The sequence below is a fragment of the Pseudomonas putida genome (assembly GCF_016406145.1).
GTDB classification, from domain to species: Bacteria; Pseudomonadota; Gammaproteobacteria; order Pseudomonadales; family Pseudomonadaceae; genus Aquipseudomonas; species Aquipseudomonas putida_E.
In genome coordinates this window covers 2,130,370-2,152,416 of record NZ_CP066306.1, presented here as the reverse complement: position 1 = coordinate 2,152,416, position 22,047 = coordinate 2,130,370, and the positions used below count along the sequence as shown (strand labels likewise).

Below are 22,047 nucleotides of genomic sequence, written 5' to 3'. Positions count from 1 at the left end.
CCCATAACGAGTAAGGTTATTTCTTTTGCGCCAGTGAGGTCTGGATTGCCACACGCCAAGCATGGACTGCGCCTGGACTTGCGCACGCTGATCCTCATCCTTTGCACACTCACCGCCCTGGTGATGCTCTGTGCCAGCTACTTCGCCAGCTACCGGGTGCAGCGCCAGTTGCTCATCGATAACGCCCTGGAAGCCAACCGGGTATATGCGGCGAAGCTGGCGGCAATCACCGAAACCTTCATCGCGACTGCCTTGCAACAGCTGTCATTCAGCGCCAGTGTGCAGGGGCGGCAACTGGCCGACGGTGCGGCGCTGGAAGCAGAAACCACACGGTTGCTGCGCCAGAGCATGGCCTTCAACTCCACCTTCGTGGTCGATGCCGAAGGTATCGTGAGGGCGATTTCACCCGCTGCGCTGCGTCATTACCTTGGCCGCAAGGTACAGACGCCCGGTACTGAAGAGGCATTGCGCGAACGCCGGCCCTTGGTGTCGACGCCTTACCTGTCGGCGGCCAACAACCTGGTGGTGGCGCTTTCGCAGCCGATCTTCGATGCCAACGGCCGCTACCTGGGCTATGTCGGCGGCAGCCTCTACCTGCGCGAACGCAACATACTCAACAGCCTGCTGGGCAAGCATTTCTACAAGGACGGCTCCTACCTCTATGTAGTCGATCGCAACCGCCGCCTGCTCTATCACCCCAATGCCGAACGGGTAGGCAGCGTGGTCGAGGGCAATACCCTGATCGACCAGCTGAAAGAACTGCAGCACGGCACGCGGCAGGTCATCAACAGCCAAGGGGTAGCCATGCTGGCGGGCTTCGCCACAGTGCCCAGTACCGGTTGGGGCGTGGTCGCGCAACAACCGCTGGCGCAAACGGTGGCGCCGTTGAGTCATCTGATTCTCACGGTCATGGGCATCTCGGCCCCCCTGGCACTGGTGGGCAGCCTGCTGCTGTGGTGGCTGGCGTTGACCATCGCCAGGCCACTTTGGCAACTGGCCGCCGGTGCCCGCACCATGGACCGCACCGGCACCGCCGAACGGCTGCACAGGGTACACGCCTGGTACTTCGAGGCCGCCGAACTCAAACGGGCCATGCTGTTCGGCCTGAATCTGCTGCAAGAGCGCATCGGCCGGCTCAACCGCGATGCCCAGACCGATCCGCTCACCGGCCTGGGCAACCGCCGCAGCCTGGAATTCAAGCTGTCGCTGCTGGAGGCCGAAGGCCGCGCATTTTCAGTCATCGTGCTGGATATCGACCACTTCAAGCGGATCAATGATGGGCATGGGCATGATGTCGGGGACCAGGTGCTGCAGCGCTTGGCGGCAATCATGCGTGGCTGTTGCCGTGAAGGTGACCTGCTGTGCCGGACCGGTGGGGAGGAGTTCCTTATGCTGCTGCCTGGGGCCAGTGAGGCGGTCGCGACGGCGGTCGCGCAGCGGCTGCGCGTGATGGTGCAGGACACCGCGATAGAACCGGTAGGCGCGGTGACCATCTCACTGGGGGTGGCACATTGGCAGGCCGAGCAGGAACGCGAGCCGGGTGCAGCGCTCAGCCAGGCGGATAGCGCGTTATACCGGGCCAAGCGCGAAGGGCGAAATAGGGTGTGCAGCGAAGCTGGCAGGCATTGACTGGCGGCCATCCGTCGGTTGCACGGCACCTTGCAGCCGGCCAACCAGCCGAAGATTGGGTAATCAATCCAACAGGAGATCCCCATGAAGCGGATTACCCATCATGCGCTGTTGCTCGCCCTTTGCCTGGGCGCCGGCACATCCGTCGCTCTGGCGGCGACCGACATGAACGACAACGGTAACTCGCCCCCCGGCTCCGGCACGATGGCAGGCGACAAGGGCGGTGCGACGGGGTCGGGTGTGCCTGCCGATGCCACCGGCAGCGGAACGGGTAGCAATGATACTGACAATACCGGGGGAGATGGAACTACCAAGGGCTCGGGCAGCAATGGCTCAGGGGGCTCCGGTGGGGCTTCGGGCTCGGAAAGTGGTAGCGGCGGCAGTGGTGGTACTGGTGGTAGTAGCGGTGGGTCGGGTAGTGGCGGCTGAGCAAATCCCCCCACGGGCGGGTTATCTGGACCGAATGTAACAAGTATTGTCATAAAACTGTCGTGTATTGGTCATAGGATTGACCCCAACCTGACATTTACCTTCTTCATGGATGAGCGTCTAAATGCGTCGTGTGGTTTTCAATCAGAAAGGTGGCGTGGGCAAGTCAAGCATCGCCTGCAACCTTGCCGCCGCCAGTGCCGCCGAGGGTTATCGCACGTTGCTGGTGGACCTCGACCCGCAGGCCAACGCCACCTACTACCTCACTGGCCTCACCAACGACGCCATCCCCGCCGGCATCGCCGACTTTTTTCGCCAGACGCTGTCGCCCGTCACCGCTGCCGGCAAAAAGCACCGCGTGGCCATCACTGAAACCCGCTACCGCAACCTGCATCTGGTGACCGCCAGCCCAGACCTCAGCGACTTGCAGAGCAAGCTTGAAAGCAAGTTCAAGATCAACAAGCTGCGCAAGCTGTTGGTGGAGCTGGGCGAGGACTACGAACGGATCTACATCGACACCCCGCCTGCGCTCAACTTCTATACCTTCAGCGCTTTGGTAGCAGCTGAGCGCCTGTTGATCCCGTTCGATTGCGACAGCTTCTCGCGCCAGGCGCTGCACAGTGTCATGGCCGAAGTCGAGGAGCTGCGCCTGGACCACAACCCGGCGCTGCAAGTGGAAGGCGTTGTGGTCAACCAGTTCGCCGGGCGCACAGCGTTGCACCAGAGGCTGGTTGATCAACTGCGCAGCGAGGGCATGCCCGTGCTGCCGGTGTACTTGAGCAGTTCGATCAAGATGCGAGAGTCACACCTGGCGTCGGTACCGCTGGTACACCTGGCGCCACGGCACAAACTGGCGATGGAGTTCGTCGACCTGCTCGATGCGCTGGAGCGGGCTGCCTGAGCTGCACCGACCGATACAGGCTCAGGCCGATACCACTGAGCCTATGAAATTGGCCAGTTCGGCCGTTTTCGGTGCCGCAAAGACTTCTCGCGGGTTACCCACTTCATGCACCTTGCCATGGTGCATGAACACCAGTTTATCGCCCACTTCGCGGGCAAAGCGCATCTCATGGGTGACCATGATCAGGGTCATGCCTTCACTGGCCAGCTGGCGCACCACGCCCAACACCTCGTTGACCAGTTCGGGGTCGAGCGCCGAGGTGATCTCGTCGCACAGCAGCACCTTGGGCGACATGGCCAGCGCCCTCGCGATCGCCACCCGCTGTTGCTGGCCACCGGAAAGCCGGTCGGGGTAGGCATCGAATTTTTCCGCCAGGCCCACCCGCGCCAGCATCTGTTCAGCCAGTTGGCGCGCCTGGGCCCTGCTGGCCTTCTTCACCACCTGGGGCGCGAGCATCACGTTCTCGCCCACGCTCAGGTGCGGGAACAGGTTGAACTGCTGGAACACCATGCCCACTTTCTGACGCAGGGAACGCAGGTCAGCGCGGCCGGCATCGAGGTATTCACCGTCCACCTCGATCACGCCATCGCTGATCGACTCCAGGCCATTGAGCGTGCGCAACAAGGTACTTTTGCCCGAGCCGCTGCGGCCGATGATCGCTACCACCTCGCCCTCTTCGATGCTCAGGTCGACGCCCTTGAGCACATGGTTGTCGCCGTAGTATTTGTGCAGCGCGGACACTCTAAGCAGGGGCATGCAGCCTCCTTTCCAGATAACGGGCGCTCAGCGAGAGCGGGTAACAGAGGATGAAATAGCCCAGCGCGACCAGCCCATAGACCATGAACGGCTCGAAGGTGGCGTTGGCCAGCATGCCGCCGGTCTTGGTCAACTCGGTGAAGCCGATGATCGACGTGACCGCCGTGCCTTTGACCACCTGCACCGAAAAGCCCACGGTCGGTGCTACGGCAATGCGCAACGCCTGTGGCAGGATCACATGGCGCAGCTGCTCCATGCGGCTCAGTGCCAGGCTGCCGGACGCCTCCCACTGGCCGTTTGGAATGGACTCGACACAGCCGCGCCAGATCTCGGCAAGGAACGCACTGGTGAACAGGGTCAGGGCAATGGCAGCCGCCATCCAGGCAGACACATCCAGGCCGAACAAGGCAATGCCGAAAAACACCATGAACAGTTGCATCAGCAATGGCGTGCCTTGAAACAGCTCGATGTAGCCCCGCGCCAGGCCACGCAGCCACGGCCATTGAGCAATGCGTGCGACCAGCACCAGCAGCCCGGCCAGGCCACCAAAGAAGAAGGCCACCAGCGACAACAGCAAGGTCCATTGCAGACCGATCAGCAGGTTGCGCAGGATGTCCCAGAAGGTGAAGTCCATTCAGCGTCTCCCCATCAGCAAGCGCTGCCCCAACCATGCCAGCAATTGACGCAAGGCGATGGCCATGACCAGGTACAGCACGGTGGTCAGCAGGTAGGTTTCAAATGCACGGAAATTGCGCGACTGGATGAAGTTGGCGGCGAACGACAGTTCCTCGGTGGCGATTTGCGAACACACCGCCGAGCCGAGCATGACGATCACGATCTGGCTCGTCAGTGCCGGCCATACCTTGGCCAGGGCAGGCTGCAACACCACATGACGGAACGCCTCGAAGCGGCTCATGGCCAGGGCTGCAGCAGCTTCCAGCTGGCCCTTGGGAATGGCCTGAATACCCGCCCTGATGATCTCGGTGGAGTAGGCACCCAGGTTGATCACCATAGCCAGCACCGCTGCCTGCCACTCGGTCAGGCGAATGCCCAGCGCCGGCAGGCCGAAGAAGATGAAGAACAGCTGGACGATGAAGGGCGTGTTACGGATCAGCTCCACATACAGACCAAACAGCATGTCGAATGGGCGCACACGCCAGGCGCGAACCCCCGCGCCGAGCACGCCGATGGCCACGCCCAGCAAGGTGCCGACCACCGTCAGCTGCAGGGTGAACCAGGCGCCCTTGAGCAATAGGGGGGCCTGGGCCAGCACGGGGGCGAAGTCGAATTCATAGGCCATGGTGACAGGCTCCGGGTACAGCTCAGAGGTCGGCCGGCAGCGGCTGCTTCAGCCATTTTTCGGCATTGCGGTTAAGGCTACCGTCGGCCTTGGCGGCTTCAAGCGTGGCATTGACTTTGTCCAGCAGCGCCGGCTCGTTCTTGGCCAGGCCCACATAGACAGGCGAGTCCTTGAGCTTGACCTTGACTACCGGCACCTTGGCCGGGTTCTTCTGGGCAATGGCGGCCATCACCACGCTGCCGCTGGCGATCAGTTCGACCTGGCCAGAGAGGTAGGCGGCGATGGTCGAGTTGTTGTCTTCAAAGCGCTTGATCACCGCCCCCTTCGGCGCTACGGCGCTCAGTTCCATGTCCTCGATCGAGCCACGGGTGACGCTGATGGTCTTGCCAGCGACTGCGTCGATCCCCGCGATGTCCACCTCGGCCGGGCCGAATACGGCCAGGTAGAAAGGCGCATAAGGGCGGGAGAAATCGATCACCGCCGCACGCTCCGGGTTCTTGCCCAGGCTGGAAATCACCAGGTCGACCTTGCCTGTGGTGAGGAACGGTATGCGGTTGGTGCTGTTTACCGGGGTCAGGGCCAGCTTCACACCCAGCTTGTCTGCCAAAAGCTGTGCAGTGTCGATGTCCAGGCCACGGGGCTTGAGGTCTGGCCCGACCGAGCCGAAGGGTGGGAAGTCCTGGGGCACTGCCACCTTGAGCACGCCACGGGCGCTGATGTCGGCCAAGGCATCAGCCTGGGCGGTTGGCAGCATGAGGGCGCTGCTGCAGAACAGGCTGGCCAGGAACAAGGTGCGGAATGTCTTCATGGTGTGGCCTCGCAGATAACCAGGGAAAAGAGTGCTGGCTGGCCAGTGCACGGGCCATGCCAAAGTCCATGCTGGCACTGGCTTTACGTGCGCATGCCCTGCGCTGAACGGTCTTACTGGTCTGAACAGTCGCCTGCCTGCCCAGTCGCCCCGCCGCCGTCACGCCCCGCTTTTGTGCAAGGCCGCATTTGCCTGCATCAGCGCGGAGCAATGCTTGCAAGCGCCTGACAATGGCCGTAAAAAGCCAAGGTCATCGCCCTCCGACCGGTCTGAACAGCATGCTCGACACCCTACCCCGCGCCGTCCCCGAACAGGCCCTGCAAGGCATCCGCAAATTGATCGAAGACGGCGGCTATCAGCCCGGTGATGCCCTGCCCTCGCAGCGCGACCTTGCCGAGCAGCTGGGGGTCAGCAGAGCCTCTCTGCGAGAAGCGCTCTCCTCCCTAAGCGCTTTAGGATTGGTGAGCGTGCAGCCGGGCAAGGGTGTGTTCGTGCAAGCGCCAACGCCTTCGGCATTTGCCTGGCCCTATGCCGAACAGGTCTCTGCAAGCGACACCTTCCAGCTGCGTTACGCCTTGGAGGGTTTCGCCGCTGGGCAGGCGGCACTGGCACTGACTGCGGACGACATCGATCGCCTGGAAGTGAATGTAGAGGCGATGCATCAGGAGTTGCGCGCGGGCCGCTTCGAAGCCGCCGCACGGCTGGATTTCGCCTTTCACCAGCAATTGCTGCAAGCCTGCGGCAACCAAGCCATGCTGCAGGTGATCACCGCCAGCCAGGAGATTTTCCTGGAAAGCCAGAAGCTGCCCTTCATCCGCCCGGAACGGGCGATGGAAACCTGGCAGGAACACCGCAAAATTCTGCGCGCCCTGGCTCGCCGCTCACAGTCGGCGGCGCAGAAGGCGATGCAGGAGCATATTCGCAACGCGGCTTCGCGAACCGGGGTGGTTTTTTCGGTGTAACGCCCGCTAATTGCTGCACTGACGGCGGCGTGGCCACGAAGGGGCTCACGCGGTCAAAACAGATATCTGGGCGTCGTCCTCGAAGAAGCGCCCTGTCGCTCGCACCGGTTTACTGCCTGCAACAACAACGATGACGCGGCCAGACCGCTTCACTAATCCGCCAGGCTGCCTTTGAAAACCGGAGCGCTTCCACATGTCCGCATCTCACGAGGTATCCCCCGCCACCCTGCGCCGGGTCATCGCCGCCTCCGCCATCGGCAACTTCGTCGAATGGTTCGACTTTGCCGTCTATGGCTTTCTCGCAACGATTATTGCCAGTCAGTTCTTCGCCAGCGGCGACGCCAGCGTGGCCTTGCTGAAGACCTTTGCCGTTTTCGCCGTGGCCTTCGCCTTGCGGCCACTGGGCGGGATCGTGTTCGGGGCGCTGGGTGACCGGCTGGGACGCAAACGCATCCTGTCACTGACCATCCTGCTGATGGCCGGCTCCACCACACTGATCGGCCTGCTGCCGACCTACGCCAGCATCGGCCTTGCAGCCCCTGCCCTGCTGACCCTTGCACGCTGCTTGCAGGGCTTTTCTGCCGGCGGCGAATATGCCGGTGCCTGCGCGTACCTCATGGAGCACGCACCGCAGAACAAGCGCGCGTTCTACGGCAGCTTCGTGCCCGTTTCGACCTTTTCTGCCTTCGCCTGCGCGGCGGTGATCGCCTACGGCCTTGAGGCAAGCCTGTCGGCCGAAGCGATGGCAGCCTGGGGCTGGCGCATACCGTTCCTGGTGGCTGCGCCGCTCGGCCTGGTGGGCTTGTACCTGCGCTGGCGCATGGAGGAAACCCCGGCATTTCGCGAGGCCATCGCTCAAGGCAAAACCCATGAACATTCGCCACTCAAGGACACGTTGCGTAACCATGGCCGGGCCATCCGCAACCTGGGTGCCTTCATCTCGCTTACAGCGTTGTCCTTCTACATGTTCACCACTTACTTCGCCACCTACCTGCAGATGGTCGGCAACCTGACCCGCGCCCAGTCGCTGCTGGTGACCACCGTGGCCCTGCTGTTCGCTGCCATCGGTTGTCCGCTGGCCGGCGCGTTCTCAGACCGGGTCGGGCGGCGCAAGACCATTGGTTTCACCTGCCTGTGGGTAATGGTGTGTGTATTCCCGGCTTATTGGTTGGCCAGTTCCGGGTCGGTGACGGCCGCGCTGATGGGGGTCATCCTGTTGGCGGTGGGCGCACTGTGCAGTGGTGTGGTAACCGCCGCGTTGCTGTCGGAGAGTTTCCCGACCCGCACCCGCTACACCGCATCGGCGATTACCTACAACGTAGCCTATACGCTGTTTGGCGGCACCGCACCGCTGGTGGCGACCTGGCTGATCGGACAGACCGGCAGCAGCCTGGCGCCGGCGTTCTACCTGGTGGTCATCGCGCTGGTGGCGCTGGTGGGTGGGTTGGCTTTGCCGGAGACATCGCGAATATCGTTGCATGAGGAAACAGCCGGGGGTGAGGTGGGTCGCGAGGCCGCCAGCACGGTTTGAGAGGTGGGGCTGCATTGCAGCCCTTTCACAACAAATGGTGCCTTCAAGAGCACGCGCGCTGAGAACGCTTTGCTCCGAGTCCGATAATCGCCCACTTTCCACGATGCGACACCTAACCCAATTGACGAAACTAACCAGGTGGTACAAACATACGGGCATTCAACAACAACAAAGTGATGCCCGCCATGAAGCCCCTTATCCTTGTGCTCAACGGCCCCAACTTGAACATGCTGGGTACTCGCGAGCCTGCCCAGTACGGCCGTGAAACCCTTGCTGACCTGGCTCAGAGCTGCGCAGACACCGCGCAGGCCCACGACCTGGAAATCGAATTTCGCCAGACCAATCACGAAGGCGATCTGATCGACTGGATCCACGCTGCCCGTGGTCGCTGCGCAGGTATCGTGATCAACCCAGGTGCCTGGACCCACACCTCGGTCGCCATCCGCGACGCGCTGGTCGCCAGCGAGTTGCCTGTGATCGAAGTGCACCTCTCAAACGTGCACAAGCGCGAGCCGTTCCGCCACCTGTCGTTCGTCTCGTCGATCGCGGTTGGTGTTATCTGCGGTCTGGGTAGCCACGGCTACCGTATGGCTCTGGCGCACTTCGCCGAAATGTTCCAGGAGCAGGCAGCATGACTCAGCCGGCCATCCTTGCCGGCCTGATCGGCCGTGGTATTCAGCTGTCGCGCACCCCTGCCCTGCATGAACATGAAGGCGATGCGCAGGACTTACGCTACCTCTATCGCTTGATTGACGCCGACCAACTGCAGCTGGACGACAGCGCCTTGGCGCAATTGCTCGAAGCCGCCCAGCACACAGGCTTCACCGGGCTCAATATCACCTACCCGTTCAAGCAGGCGATCCTGCCACTGCTCGACGAACTGTCCGATGAGGCCAGGGGTATCGGTGCGGTCAACACTGTGGTCCTCAAGGACGGCAGGCGTGTGGGCCATAACACTGACTGCCTGGGCTTCGCCGAGGGCTTGCGTCGCGGCCTGCCCGACGTCGCGCGCCGGCAAGTGGTGCAGATGGGTGCCGGCGGTGCTGGCTCGGCAGTGGCCCATGCGTTGCTGGGCGAAGGGGTCGAGCGGCTGGTGCTGTTCGAAGTGGACGCAGCGCGCGCACAAGCACTGGTCGACAACCTCAACGGCCACTTCGGCGCAGATCGAGCCATTGTGGGCACAGACTTGGCGGCTGAGATTGCCGAGGCGGACGGGCTGGTCAACACCACGCCGGTCGGCATGGCCAAACTTCCGGGCACGCCGCTGCCGGTCGAGCTGCTGCATGCCCGGCTGTGGGTGGCGGAGATCATCTATTTCCCGCTGGAAACCGAGCTGCTGCGCGCGGCACGGGCACTGGGCTGCCGGACACTGGATGGCAGCAACATGGCCGTGTTCCAGGCGGTGAAAGCGTTCGAACTGTTCAGTGGCCGCCAGGCCAATGCCGAGCGCATGCAGGCGCATTTCGCCAGCCTCATCTGAGCAAGTACCGTTCCTTTGGCGGGTTTCCCGCGAAAGGAACGGCTAACACCTCAGCCTTTTTCATCCAGCAACGCCTTTATCACCCTCTCCTGCTCGTCGTAGTCACCTTCACCAAAGTGCACATGCCGCACTTGGCCCTGGCGATCGACAAAGTAGTGCGCTGGCCAGAACTGATTACCCCAGGCATTCCACACCCGATGATCGTTGTCCACCGCCACCGGGTAAGCGATCCCCAGGCGGGCCACCTTGCTTTTCAACTGACTGACATCATGCTCGTAGTCATACTCCGGCGTGTGCACACCAACCACCACCAGCCCCTGATCGGCGTACCGCCGTGCCCAGTCGTTGACATGTGGCAGGCTGCGCTGGCAGTTGATGCAGTCCCACGTCCAGAAGTCCACCAGCACTACCTTGCCTTTGAGTTGCGTGGCATCCAGCGCTGGCGAGTTGAGCCACTGACTGGCCCCGGACAGCGATGGCATGGCCCCGTAACTGTCGCGGGCCGCCAGATGGCCAGCCAGCCCCAGGCCGAAGAGCGCCATGGCCACACCGCCCACTTTCAACAGCATGCGGCGCTCAGTTGTCATGGCAACCGCTCGTGGCATAGGTGCGGTATTGCACACTCTGGCGCTGGCCCTGGGAGTTGATGTAATCCATGCGGCTGTTGACCAGGCCACAGGCATCACTCTGGTCATCCTTCACCGACAGCACTTTCTGGATATCAAGCCGGTCGCCATAGCGGTACTGCATGACGCTGGCGTCCTCCATCGGCGGCGTGGATGCCTGGGCAGCCAGGCCGCCGAAGCTGAGCGCGGCGAACAGGCTGGTGCTGGCGAGGGTTTTCATGTTCATGGCATCTCTCCTGTGCATCTTCTGAGGGTGGGGCGTTGTGTTCCCCGGTGAGAGCCATTTCACGCTCGCCAGGTATCAGGCATGTGTCGCCTGACCCTGCGCCCTGCCTCCTGCTGTATCTGTTGCATGGCCAGATACACTGCAATACAAACCTCTGCAGGCAAGCTCATACCTGCTCGGTACACTGCGCCCATTCCCCTTGCACAGGACCCCACCGATGGAACATGTCGATCACATCCTGATCGTCGACGACGACCGCGAAATCCGCGAACTGGTCGGCAACTACCTCAAGAAGAATGGCCTGCGCACCAGCATCGTCGCCGATGGCCGGCAGATGCGCGCCTTCCTCGAAGCCAACAGCGTCGACCTGATCGTCCTCGACATCATGATGCCGGGCGATGACGGCCTGCTGCTGTGCCGCGAACTGCGCGCCGGCAAGCACCGCAATACGCCTGTGCTGATGCTGACCGCGCGCAACGACGAGACTGACCGCATCATCGGCCTGGAGATGGGCGCCGACGATTACCTGACCAAGCCATTCTCAGCCCGCGAATTGCTGGCCCGCATCAATGCCGTGCTGCGCCGCACACGCATGTTGCCGCCCAACCTGACCATCAGCGAAAGCGGGCGCCTGATCGGTTTCGGCCAGTGGCGTCTGGATACAACCGCGCGCCACCTGCTCGACCGCGAGGGCACGCTGGTGGCCCTCAGTGGCGCCGAATACCGCCTGTTGCGCGTGTTCCTCGACCACCCACAACGGGTGCTCAGCCGCGAGCAGTTGCTCAACCTGACCCAGGGCCGCGAGGCCGATATCTTCGATCGCTCCATCGACCTGCTGGTCAGCCGCTTGCGCCAGCGCCTGGGCGACGACGCGCGCGAACCCAGCTGCATCAAGACAGTGCGCAGTGAAGGTTATGTGTTCTCGCTGCCAGTGCAATTGCTCGAGTCGCCATCATGAAGTGGCCGCGCACCCTCGCCTCGCGCCTGGCACTGATCTTCATCACCGGATTGGTGCTGGCCTACGGGCTGTCGTTCAGCCTGCAGGCCTATGAGCGCTATATCAGCAGCCGCTCGATGATGCTCAGCAATCTGGAACAGGACGTCGCCACTTCGGTGGCCATCCTCGACCGCCTGCCCGCTGCTGAACGCCCCGCCTGGCTGCCCCGCCTGGAGCGGCGCACGTACCGCTATCGGCTGGACGCTGGCGTAACGGGTGCGGCGATGCCAAGCGACGACCCGCCCATGGCCGCCGACTCGATCGTCAAGGCCATCGGTAGCGACTACCGCCTGACCTTCCTGGATATCCCCGGCCCGAATGCCCACTTCCAGGCACACCTGAACCTGGCTGACGGCGCACCGCTGACCATCGACGTCACCCCATCGCCGGTCCCGTTGGCCCGTTGGCTGCCCGTGGTTTTGCTGATCCAGCTGGCCGTATTGTTGCTGTGCACCTGGTTGGCAGTGCACCTGGCCATAGGCCCTCTGACCCGCCTGGCCCGCGCAGTGGACAACCTGGACCCGGACAAGCCCGGCGTACAGCTGGACGAAAGCGGCCCGCGAGAGGTGCGCTACGCCGCTGTGGCCTTCAACGCTCTGCAGGCGCGCATTGCCGCCCACCTCAAGGAGCGCATGCAGTTGCTGGCGGCGATCTCTCACGACCTGCAAACGCCGATCACACGTATGAAGCTGCGTGTCGAGGTGATGGACGAAGGGGTCGAGAAGGACAAGCTGTGGAGCGACCTGGGCGAGATGGAGCACCTGGTGCGCGAAGGCGTAGCGTACGCCCGCAGCATGGATACCAGCACTGAAACCCCGTGCCGGGTCAACCTCGATGCCTTTCTCGACAGCCTGGTGTTCGACTACCAGGACAGCGGCGCCAAAGTGCAGCGCCATGGCAGCACTGGCAGCCTGCTGGAAACCCGCCCCCATGCCCTTCGCCGAGTGCTGGTGAACCTGGTGGACAACGCCCTGAAGTTTGCCGGCGCCGCGGAGCTTGAGGTGTGTCGCGAGGGTGGCATGACCGTGATCCGGGTGCTCGACAACGGGCCTGGCATTCCCGGCGACGAGCTGGACGAAGTGCTCAAGCCGTTCTACCGGGTGGAGGGTTCACGCAATCGCAGCACTGGCGGCACCGGACTGGGGCTGGCCATTGCCCACCAGTTGATCCAGGCCATGGGTGGTCGACTGACCCTGAGCAATCGCGACAGTGGCGGTTTGTGCGCTCAGATCGAACTGGCCTGAAATAAAAATGCGACGCTTTGCAGGAGCGGCCTTGTGTCGCGCCTGCAACAGGCAAGCGATGTACCTACAGTTCGATACACAACGCCATCTCCCCCGACACACTGCAGATACCCCACCCCGACACACTCCCGGTCACACAACCACTCCCCGGGAGCCCCCTGATGAAAGCCCTTGCCTTACCCTCCGGCTGGAAACTGTTCGCAGCCCTCGCCACCCTTACCCTGGCGATGACCGCCTTGGTGCTGGCCAGCCAACCTGACCCGGACGGTTTGCGCAGCGCCATCCGTGCCACCGCCCGCAGCTCCTTCGCGCTGTTCCTGCTGGCGTTTCTGGCGTCGTCGCTGGTGACGTTGCTGCCAGGCACATCAAGCCGTCGCATTCTCCAGGAGCGACGCTACATAGGGCTGGCATTCGCTTTCTCCCACACCGTGCATGGCTTGTTGATCTACCGCTATGCCCAGCATTTTCCCGAGCTGTTCTGGGCCGGCCGTACATTCGCGTCCAGCCTGCCCGGCACCGTCGGCTACCTGTTCCTGCTTCTGCTCACCGCCACCTCCTTCAAGGCCCCCATGCGGCTGTTGGGCGGTCGCACCTGGCAGGCCCTGCACAGCAGCGGCATGTGGGTGCTGGCGGCCGTGTTCTGCCTGTCGTTCTACAAACGCATCCCCATGGGTGGCTGGTACCCGCTAGCGTTCGCCCTGATGTTCAGCGCTATCGCCGTCAAGCTCACCGCCAAGCTGGCCCGCCAACAACGCCGCAGCGCTCGTACCCTTTCCTGAAGAGACAACAGCAAATGACTACCTTGACCCGCACCCTGTCCGCCTTCGAACGCTTCGGAACCTGGAGCGCCGACCTGCCGTTACGGCTGTTCCTGGCCTGGGAATTTTTTGAATCCGGCCTGGAGAAATTCAACGCCAGCAACTGGTTCGGCGACATTCAAGGCAGCTTCCCGTTCCCCTTCAACCAGCTGCCGGCAGAGCTGAACTGGCAGCTGTCGATGTGGGCTGAGTTGATACTGCCGTTGCTGCTGTTGCTGGGCCTGGGGACGCGGCTGGCGTCATTGGGGCTGATGGTGGTGACCGTAGTGGCAATTGCGGCGGTGCACTGGCCGGCGCACTGGTCGGGCCTGGCTGAGCTCGCCCAGGGATATACGATTACTGACCAAGGTTTTGGCAACTTCAAATTGCCCTTGATCTACCTGGTAGCGTTGTTGCCACTGCTGCTGAAAGGGGCCGGGCGATTGAGCCTCGATCATTGGCTTGGAATGCAGTTCAGCAAGTGATCGCCGGGGCTGCTCTGCAGCCCCCTCAAGCGGCGCCAGGCGCGCAAAGCGCACCTTCAGCGCGGCATCGCGATGAAGCCATCATGGTTACATCAGGCCCCAAACAACCCTGGGGCCATGATATGAGTTCAGTCTTCCAGCGGTTTGGGCGGGGCCGCCGGTTTGGCTGGCTTGGCCGGCTTGCTGTCCTTGGCCTTGGCTTCAGGGGCCGCCGCCACAGGCTCGGGCGCCGCTACCGCCTTTTCGCTGGCAGGCAGTTCATCGACCGCCTTGAAAATCACCTGCGGATCGATGGGCTCGCCAGTCTCGTCGTCCTTGAGCATGTGCCGCTCGCCGTCCTTGCCCACCAGGATTACCTTGGTACCCTTGCTCGCGCCCAGTTTCAGTTCACGAATCAGGGCCATGGTGGTCTGCTGCTCAAGGTTCTTGTCCTCTCGCTTGCCCATCATGTTGGCGACGCTGTACAGCACAAGGTTGCGTTCCTTGAAGGCTGCCTGGGTAGCCGGGTCCTCAAGTGCCTTGTTCAGCCCGCGCAAGGTGGGGTCGGCACTGCTCGGGGCGATAACCACCAATGGCCTGGCCTTGCCCAGTTCCTTGGCTAAAGGCGCATCACTGTCTGCGGCAAACAGGGGGCCGGTAACAGCAAGCAGGGTAGCGAGGGTCAGTGACCGGACGAGCATGCGTATCTCCTTATTGTCTCGATAAACCAATGACTACAGATCACGGAGAAAAATCCGACAGGGAGCCTAAACCACTTCACGCAAGAACGGGCTGGGGAAAAGTAACCGTCGATTTCCGAGCTTCCTGAAGCCAAAGCAACGGCGCTGGCGCCAACCACCGTCACCTTGACTGAGCATAGCCCAAAGCCGCTTTGGACAGGACCCGGCAAGCCCTTACCCTGAATGCCGTCAACGCACATGGATCCCTGATTCTTCTGGCCCCACTTCCATGGCCCGAATTGTCATGTCCAGCATCAGCCCCCTGCGTGCAGCGCGCTGCGCATCACGAATGCCATCCGCCTGTTCCAGCTTTGCTCCCTCGGTGAGCGCTTCATCGTCAAGCAGCGTTTCAAGCTGGCGCCTGAACGGCAGATCGACCGCAGCGAATCGGTCAGGGTGGGTACGCTCGAGGTGCGCCTGCCAGAATTCGCGGTCGACCATCGACCTGGCAATCTCGCTTGGGTTTTCCGAACCCCGCACCGCAGCTTCTGCCTCTGCCAGGTCCGCGTCCAAAACGCCTGAAATAGCATGGAAGCTCATACCTCCCACCTGCACGGGCAGGTCAAGCCGCTCCCTTAGCCCGACCCTGAAGGCCAACCCCACTTCGCTCCCTTCCTGTTCCCTGCCATGCTGGAGTGCCCAACTGGCAGCAAACCGGTCGACTTTGTCCTGGCGCCATAAACGCCGGCCCAGGCTCAGCAAGGCACGCTCGCTTTTACCGGGAGCGGCATGTTCAACTTGCCAAACCAGCAGGTTCAGCTCGAGGTTGCTCAAGCACCAGGTTGCACCATCCTGGCACCCCCACTCATCATTGGCCACGGACAGCAGGTTCTCCCTCAGTTCCGGCGTCATGGCCATCGCCTGCAGTACCGCCATCACCCGATTGCCCATGGCACGTGCATCGACACGAAAATCCTCGGACAGCAACAGCTGGCGCAGGACACGGAAAAAACGTTCAGTGTCTTGCTCTCCATCCAGCGAGTCCCAGGCCGCAAGTATCAAGCCGCGATGCTCCGGGGCCACCGCATCCCCCCATACTTCACGAGCGTAATTCAGCCGCAGAAGAACCTGCTCGTCGTCCATTGCAGGAATGTCGCTCCTCAACGAGGCTTGCAAGCGAAGCGTCTGGGCCTCGCCCAAGGGGTTCGCACTCAGGCGGATCCTGCGCCTACGCTGCACGGGCAACTGGTAGAAATGCTCTGGAATCTGCCTGATCCGGTTCTCCCTCAAGTCCACGGATATCAGCTGAGCGCGGTCGAACAGGCCCGGTGGGAATTGCGTTATCTGTGTGTCGCGCAGGTTCAGCCAACGCAGTTCGGTCAAACCGGCCAGCGTAAATCGACGCCCCAGCGGGTTGTGGGACAGGTCGAGGGATTGCAGGCTCGTACAACTGGCCAGTGTGGCGGATTGCGCCAGGTTCAGACGGATCCGGTTGTTGGGCAGACTGAGGTGCCGTAGTTGCGTTATCTGCAGCAACGGGCGCGGTAGGCACGTCAGCAGGTTACCCCCCAGATCGAGGGTCCGCAGGTTAGGGAAAGCCAGCAGGAAGCTGCTGGGCACCTCCAGAAGATCCAGGTGCAGTAGCGAAAGGTTGGTAACGCCTCTGAAGCTGACCTGCGCGGGTATGTTGGGCAGTCTGCCCGCCCTGAAGTTGCAGAACATGACATGCAGGTTCTGTTGCGCCTCGATTTGCAGTTCCCCCACACCAACCGATCGACTCCAGCTACTGAGTAACGTCTCGCGCAAGGTATCCCGATCTTCCCTGGCATCGCCCTGTTCCTGTGCAACCCATGTATCCAGTGTGTTGCGAAGAGCCATGAGTTCATTGCGAAGGTCGGTCAGTTCCCGTTCAAGTTGGTGCCCTGAGCGCCGAGCATCAGCGGCGAAAGTCTCGATCTGCTCATCACTCAACCAAGGAAAGAGATCCCGCAGCGCCGCCCTCAGGGCACTGCCTCTTGACGCGAAGCCACTCACTCCACCGCCACCTAGCGGGTAACCTAATCGCCCATCGGCCAGGCGTATGGGCGTTCGAACAGCACCCGGGCGTACCGCACCGAGCAGACGACTCATCTCATCACGACGCCGGACCGCTTCACGCCCCAGCATCACCCTGAGGTTATGCGAAAACGGGTCGCCGATCCCCATCGCCTCACGCTGCTCTTGGGTATAGGCCGGCGCCATGACGTCGAACAACTCCCCCGCCTCACCGATCGCCGTGCCTTGGTCATCAAGCAACTGGAACGTGCCGTTCGTGTGCAGCAAGTCAAACGTACGCAGCCCTTGTTCGGTCCGCGTCAACAACGGCCCGCCCAGGTAACCTTCATGCAAACGCCAGCGCACACCGTGTTGGCGCCCAGGCAGATACCGCAACAGGCCCAGAGCTACCCTTGCCAAGTCTGCATTCTGCGGCGTATCGAGGTAAAAGGCTTCCAATACCCGAGCCTGACGGATAGCCAGCAGGCTGGTCCTTGCCGCTTCCGCCAAACCCAGCGCAACTCTGCCACTGGACAGCAGACGCCGGCGATCAACGCCACTGGCGGCGTGTACCAGCGCACGTGCGGCACGTGCGTGCAGCCCGGGGAAGATCCGGCGCAGCGCAGCGCTGCCAGGACTGTCGCCGGGCTGCAGCGCTTCGTACAAGCGCTGCAGCAATGTTCGGCGCTGAATCCGTACCAGCTCAGCCAGCGCCTGATCTGACAACCCTCTCGCGCCGGGCAACCCCCGTGCATGATCAAGTGCTGCCGTATCTGCAACCAGCTCGCCGCTGCGCAAACAGCCAACCAGGCTGCGAATACGCTGATCGAGCCCGGCTCGCTGCACGCTGTCGAGCATTTCTGGGCTTGGTGCCTGGGCATATACATGCAAGCCACGCACGTCGTCGCCATCAAGGCCATGAAACAGGAGAACCAGATCGATCCCTTCGTCATCCAGCCTGCTGAATGGTTCGCCCAGGCGACGGAACATACGGTAGGTATTGCGCCACAGGGCCGGTTGATCATTCCATAACCGCCAGGCGCCTGCACCATTGTGACGTAGCATCGGACCATGGCCGTCGACGGGGCGCAGGCGCCATTGACCGTCGCCGGCCACCTCGGTCACGCGATAGTGATGCCCGTCCATTTCGATCCAGGCCCGCCCATCCAGGCGCCGGATGCCCAAGGCGTCCGGGCTTGCGGCTGCAACGGGGGCCTGGGTTTGAAACGGGGCCAAGTCTTGTTGCCAGAGCTTGACGGTGCCGTCATCCAGCTGAGCCGGCACCATGGCATCGACCCGCATGGAACGCGCCCAGAGCCGTCGGGCCACGCCAACCCCCACCGCTGTGGTCGCAAGCACGGCAAGGTCGGTGGCAACATGGGTCAAATGGTCGAGCGCCTCTTGGCGATCCCCTTCGTGCCAGGCCTCGAAGCCATGGTAGACCTCCCCCAACAGCTCCCAGGCCGTCACGGCAAGCAGCGCCAGGCCAAGGCCCGGCACAAAGAAACTGGCCAGGTTGAGCAGCGTCCATCCTTCGGCCGCCAGGCGCTGGTCATGCTCGCGTTGAACCTCACGATCAAGCCGTGCCACAGGCACCGCGATCAACGCTGCATCTTCCTTGATCTGGCGGATACATGCCTGTGCCAGGCTGTTGAACAACGGTTGCGGGTACGCGTGCAAGCGCGGATCGAGATCGCGAAAAGCCCAGTCCGCCAGATCATCGAAGAGCGCCGTGACCTGCGTGAAAAACGCCTGGCTGTCACGTCGCAGCACCAAGCGGCTGAAAAACCGCTGATAGGTTTTGTCTCGCAGGCGACGCCCCAGCTCACGGTTCAGTTTGTCGAGGCTCTCGAACGTGCTCCACGGCGCTACAGGATCCCCTGGCACATAGAGCAGGACACGGCGCGTTGTGTCGAACAAGACGCCCTGGTCAATCACATCGAACACCACCACCTGCTGGATGTGGCAACCCAGCAACCTCAGCTGCCTGGCCTGCACAAGATCGCCCCCCAGGCGCAGCAGCTTTCCATCTGTGCACACTGCCACCGCCCACTGGAGCTCGCTGTCATCCAGTTTTCCCTCCTGCCTGGCTTTGTAGGCATCCACCAGCATGGCGTAGCGGCTGGCATCCACAAGCTGAGATTCCACACGCCTGGTATCACCCTCAGGTTTTAAAATGGCATCCAGATAACGTTGATACCGTTCACCCAGGTCCAGTTCACGGCACAGTGCGGCAAGCTCGATGCTCGTGGGCTCTGTAGCCCTCCCCTGGCACGGGACCAGCAGTCGGTTGCCGGGAGGCTGGCCACCTGCCCGGGCCTGTTCGGCAGTGAAGTTGCGCAATACCACCTCAAGCAGCGGCTTTTCTTCATACACCACTTCGGTGAGGTGAGCGCCTACCGGCTGACTGTTGATCACAGGTTCTCGATGGCCCTCCACAAACTTGAGCGAGCGCGAGTTGCAGTCAAGCCCGTAACGCTCGCCAAGGGCCTCTTCCAGTTTCGATGCTACGAAACTGTCGATGCCTTCGATGCCGCGCAGCAGCGCATCTACCTGCTCACGGCTGCGAAGGCTGTTTGCCAATGCCTTGCTGATTGCTGGCAATTGCTCGGTAGGTGCCTGACGCAACCAGAGCGGCAGGCGCTTGCCGAGTATGGCGTCCTGGAAAGCATCGATGGCTGCCTGTGCGCTTGATAGCGGAGGAGTGTGCATTGCTCGAGGCCTCTTCATGAAAAGAGGCCAGCTTAGGCAGCGTGCTCTGCGACAGGCGCTAGATAGCTAATGCCTGTGGTCAGAACAACTGCAACTGGCGGCCGGTCAAGGTCGCAAAATCATCGCCAACGAACGGCAGGATTGCATCAGCTACCGGCTGCAACTGCCGGCTGAGGTAATGTTCGTAGTCGATCGGCGATTGCAGGTTTTCCATCGGCTCGGGGCCAGCGGTAGTGATGACGTAACTGATCCAGCCCCCACGCTGGTACTGGCGAGGGCGACCAAGGCGGCTGTTGTACTCATCGGCCTGGCGCGCGGCACGCACATGGGGCGGCACATTGCGCTGGTAATCGGCCAGCGGCCGGCGCAGGCGCTTGCGGTACACCAGCAGGTTGTCCAGGTCGCCCGCCAGGGTCTGCTGCACATAGTGGCGCACATAGTCGCGATACGGCTGGCCGCGAAAAATCCGCCCATACAGCTCCTGCTGAAACTGCTGTGCCAGCGCAGACCAGTCTGTACGCACCGACTCCAGGCCTTTGTAGACCACATTCTCGCTGCCATCGGTACGCTGCACCAGGCCCGCATAACGCTTCTTGCTACCCTCATCGGTGCCACGGATGGTAGGCATCAGAAAACGCCGGTAGTGCACTTCGAACTGCAATTCCAGTGCGCTTTCCAGGTTCATCTGCTCGCGCAGGTGCTCACGCCACCACCGGTTGACATGGGCCACCAGTTCGTGACCGATCTGCGCGGCAGCCGCTTCGCCATGAGCGCCCTTGAGCCAGACAAAGGTGGAGTCGGTATCGCCATAGATGACCTCATAGCCCTTGTCCTCGATCAGCGCGCGGGTCTGGCGCATGATCTGGTGACCGCGCATGGTGATCGACGAGGCCAGGCGCGGATCGAAAAAGCGGCAACCGCTCGACCCTAGCACCCCGTAAAAAGCATTCATGATGATCTTCAGCGCCTGCGACAGCGGCGCATTACCCTCACGCTTGGCCGCTTCCCGGCCCTGCCAGACACGCTCGACAATGGCCGGCAGGCAATGCTGACTGCGCGAGAAACGCGCACCGCGAAAACCTTCTACCGAGTGCTCATCGTCGGGCAAGCGCAGGCCTTCGACCAGCCCCACCGGGTCGATCAGAAAGGTACGGATGATCGACGGGTAGAGGCTCTTGTAGTCCAGCACCAGCACCGAGTCGTACAAGCCTGGGCGCGAGTCCATGACAAAGCCACCGGGGCTGGATTCGTCGGGGCGGCTGCCAAGGTTGGGGGCAACAAAGCCCATACGGTGCATCTGCGGTATGTACAAGTGGCAAAACGCAGCGACCGATCCGCCGCTGCGGTCTACCGCCAGGCCGGTGACCGAAGACCGCTCCAGGAGGAACTCGAGCAGGCGGGTATGGGCAAAGATGCGCGTAACGAGCTCACAGTCCTTGAGGTTGTAACGTGCCAGGGCCGGTTTGTCCTCGGCAAAGCGACGGTTGATCTCGTCCATGCGCTGGTAAGGCGTGTCGATGGCCTTGCCTTCACCCAGCAGCGTCTGGGCAACGCTCTCGAGGCTGAAGGACGGGAAGCTCCAGGTCGCCGAGCGCAGTGCTTCGATACCATCGATCAACAGCCGTCCCGGAGCGTCGGCGAATACATGGCCGCCACCGGAGTGGCTGCGCACGGTCATCGGAGCGCCGTTGCGCCCCAGGGCCAACGGTACCTGCAACGACCTGGCGTGCTCATGCAGCAGGCGCAGGTCGAACTGCACAAGGTTCCAGCCGATGATCGCGTCCGGGTCATGCCTGGCCATCCACTGGTTAAGGCAGGTAATCAAGGCGGCGCGGTCGGGGCAATACTCCAGGTCGAAGTCCAGCCCGGTGGCATCGCCGTTGGCCGGGCCCAGCATGTACACCTGCCGCTGGCCGCAGCCTTCCAGAGCGATGCTGTACAGCTCGCCATGCTCGCTGGTTTCGATGTCCAGCGACACCAGGCGCAGTGCCGGGCGATAGCCGGGCAGTGGCCTGAGCTGGGCTTCACGGTAAACACCCTGTGCATCCGGTTGCCCGGCGAACTGCACCGGCGCCGTGATGAAGCGCTCCATCAGGTAGCGCTCCGGCGGGCGGATATCGGCCTCGAATACGTCGATACCGGCAGTGCGCAGGCGCTGCTCCAGTTGCATTAGTTGGCGATGCTGGCGTGTATAGAGGCCGAGCATCGGGCGATGCTCGAAGTCCTTCAGGCGCAGCGGCTTGAACTGCGTACCTGTTTCGTTGGCCAGCAGCAAACGGGCGTGCTCGGCCTGCGCCTGAGGAATGAACGCCACCGACTCCTGCGCCGCCAACCGCAGCAGCCGCGGCCCAGCATCGGTGGCCAGCCAGAATTCCACGCAGGTGCCTTCCGGCGTATCGTGCCAATGCCGGGTCAGTACAAAGCCCTGCTGCAACTCCACCGTGACGACCTCTGCTTGAAAAAGACGATTC

At 62.3% G+C, this 22,047-nt stretch carries 20 protein-coding genes; 11 read left to right on the top strand and 9 right to left on the bottom strand.

The window, feature by feature from the left end:
- Positions 1-45 precede the first annotated feature (45 nt).
- From JET17_RS09800 to JET17_RS09790, 3 genes are all read left to right on the top strand, one after another.
- Positions 46-1,629: a sensor domain-containing diguanylate cyclase gene (locus tag JET17_RS09800; RefSeq protein ID WP_012313818.1), complete on the top strand. Its 1,584-nt coding sequence runs from the start codon at positions 46-48 to the stop codon at positions 1,627-1,629.
- 84 nt (positions 1,630-1,713) lie between these two features.
- Complete coding sequence (locus JET17_RS09795) at positions 1,714-2,058, top strand: hypothetical protein (RefSeq protein WP_012313817.1); 345 nt, start codon at positions 1,714-1,716, stop codon at positions 2,056-2,058.
- 124 nt (positions 2,059-2,182) lie between these two features.
- A complete protein-coding gene (locus JET17_RS09790) occupies positions 2,183-2,959 on the top strand; it encodes a ParA family protein (RefSeq protein WP_012313816.1) in 777 nt (258 codons plus the stop codon).
- Positions 2,960-2,980: 21 nt separating this feature from the next.
- Here JET17_RS09790 and JET17_RS09785 read toward each other — a convergent pair whose 3' ends face one another.
- Genes JET17_RS09785 through JET17_RS09770 form a run of 4 tightly spaced genes read right to left on the bottom strand, consistent with a single transcriptional unit; the run spans position 2,981 to position 5,823 of the window.
- Positions 2,981-3,715, bottom strand: a complete 735-nt coding sequence (locus tag JET17_RS09785; RefSeq protein WP_012313815.1) for an amino acid ABC transporter ATP-binding protein — start codon at positions 3,713-3,715, stop codon at positions 2,981-2,983.
- Complete coding sequence (locus JET17_RS09780) at positions 3,702-4,349, bottom strand: amino acid ABC transporter permease (RefSeq protein WP_012313814.1); 648 nt, start codon at positions 4,347-4,349, stop codon at positions 3,702-3,704. Before JET17_RS09780 ends, JET17_RS09785 begins: the two co-directional genes overlap by 14 nt.
- Positions 4,350-5,015: an amino acid ABC transporter permease gene (locus tag JET17_RS09775; RefSeq protein ID WP_012313813.1), complete on the bottom strand. Its 666-nt coding sequence runs from the start codon at positions 5,013-5,015 to the stop codon at positions 4,350-4,352.
- A gap of 22 nt (positions 5,016-5,037) precedes the next feature.
- Complete coding sequence (locus JET17_RS09770) at positions 5,038-5,823, bottom strand: transporter substrate-binding domain-containing protein (protein ID WP_012313812.1); 786 nt, start codon at positions 5,821-5,823, stop codon at positions 5,038-5,040.
- 278 nt (positions 5,824-6,101) lie between these two features.
- Between JET17_RS09770 and JET17_RS09765 the strand changes: the two genes are divergently transcribed.
- The 4 genes from JET17_RS09765 (at position 6,102) to JET17_RS09750 (ending at position 9,796) form a co-directional block, all read left to right on the top strand.
- Entirely contained in the window at positions 6,102-6,785 is a 684-nt protein-coding gene (locus JET17_RS09765) for a FadR/GntR family transcriptional regulator (protein WP_012313811.1), read from the top strand.
- A gap of 193 nt (positions 6,786-6,978) precedes the next feature.
- Entirely contained in the window at positions 6,979-8,316 is a 1,338-nt protein-coding gene (locus JET17_RS09760; RefSeq protein ID WP_012313810.1) for an MFS transporter, read from the top strand.
- A gap of 185 nt (positions 8,317-8,501) precedes the next feature.
- On the top strand, positions 8,502-8,951 hold the full coding sequence (gene aroQ, locus JET17_RS09755; RefSeq protein WP_042111314.1) for a type II 3-dehydroquinate dehydratase: 450 nt from the start codon (positions 8,502-8,504) through the stop codon (positions 8,949-8,951).
- Positions 8,948-9,796 (top strand): shikimate dehydrogenase, encoded by an 849-nt coding sequence (locus JET17_RS09750; RefSeq protein WP_012313808.1) that lies wholly within the window; start codon positions 8,948-8,950, stop codon positions 9,794-9,796. Before aroQ ends, JET17_RS09750 begins: the two co-directional genes overlap by 4 nt.
- A gap of 50 nt (positions 9,797-9,846) precedes the next feature.
- Here JET17_RS09750 and JET17_RS09745 read toward each other — a convergent pair whose 3' ends face one another.
- Complete coding sequence (locus JET17_RS09745; RefSeq protein WP_190273320.1) at positions 9,847-10,383, bottom strand: thioredoxin family protein; 537 nt, start codon at positions 10,381-10,383, stop codon at positions 9,847-9,849.
- Positions 10,373-10,648: a DUF2790 domain-containing protein gene (locus JET17_RS09740; protein WP_042111311.1), complete on the bottom strand. Its 276-nt coding sequence runs from the start codon at positions 10,646-10,648 to the stop codon at positions 10,373-10,375. The genes JET17_RS09745 and JET17_RS09740 overlap by 11 nt, the downstream gene beginning before the upstream one ends.
- Before the next feature lie 217 nt (positions 10,649-10,865).
- Here JET17_RS09740 and JET17_RS09735 point away from each other — a divergent pair, with 217 nt between their 5' ends.
- The 4 genes from JET17_RS09735 (at position 10,866) to JET17_RS09720 (ending at position 14,171) form a co-directional block, all read left to right on the top strand.
- Positions 10,866-11,606 carry a response regulator gene (locus JET17_RS09735; protein ID WP_012313805.1) on the top strand — a complete coding sequence of 247 codons (741 nt, stop codon included), beginning with the start codon at positions 10,866-10,868 and terminating at the stop codon, positions 11,604-11,606.
- Positions 11,603-12,889 carry a sensor histidine kinase gene (locus JET17_RS09730; protein WP_012313804.1) on the top strand — a complete coding sequence of 429 codons (1,287 nt, stop codon included), beginning with the start codon at positions 11,603-11,605 and terminating at the stop codon, positions 12,887-12,889. The genes JET17_RS09735 and JET17_RS09730 overlap by 4 nt, the downstream gene beginning before the upstream one ends.
- A 161-nt stretch (positions 12,890-13,050) precedes the next feature.
- The gene (locus tag JET17_RS09725) at positions 13,051-13,668 is read left to right on the top strand and encodes a ferric reductase-like transmembrane domain-containing protein (protein WP_012313803.1); all 618 of its coding nucleotides are present in this window, start codon (positions 13,051-13,053) and stop codon (positions 13,666-13,668) included.
- Positions 13,669-13,682: 14 nt separating this feature from the next.
- Entirely contained in the window at positions 13,683-14,171 is a 489-nt protein-coding gene (locus JET17_RS09720; RefSeq protein WP_012313802.1) for a DoxX family protein, read from the top strand.
- Between the two features lie 128 nt (positions 14,172-14,299).
- Here the strand turns inward: JET17_RS09720 and JET17_RS09715 are convergent, their stop codons facing one another.
- From JET17_RS09715 to JET17_RS09705, 3 genes are all read right to left on the bottom strand, one after another.
- Entirely contained in the window at positions 14,300-14,851 is a 552-nt protein-coding gene (locus JET17_RS09715) for a DUF4174 domain-containing protein (protein WP_012313801.1), read from the bottom strand.
- A gap of 228 nt (positions 14,852-15,079) precedes the next feature.
- Positions 15,080-19,576: an NEL-type E3 ubiquitin ligase domain-containing protein gene (locus JET17_RS09710; protein ID WP_012313800.1), complete on the bottom strand. Its 4,497-nt coding sequence runs from the start codon at positions 19,574-19,576 to the stop codon at positions 15,080-15,082.
- A 79-nt stretch (positions 19,577-19,655) separates the two neighbouring features.
- Entirely contained in the window at positions 19,656-22,016 is a 2,361-nt protein-coding gene (locus tag JET17_RS09705) for a DNA polymerase II (protein WP_012313799.1), read from the bottom strand.
- Positions 22,017-22,047: the final 31 nt, after the last annotated feature.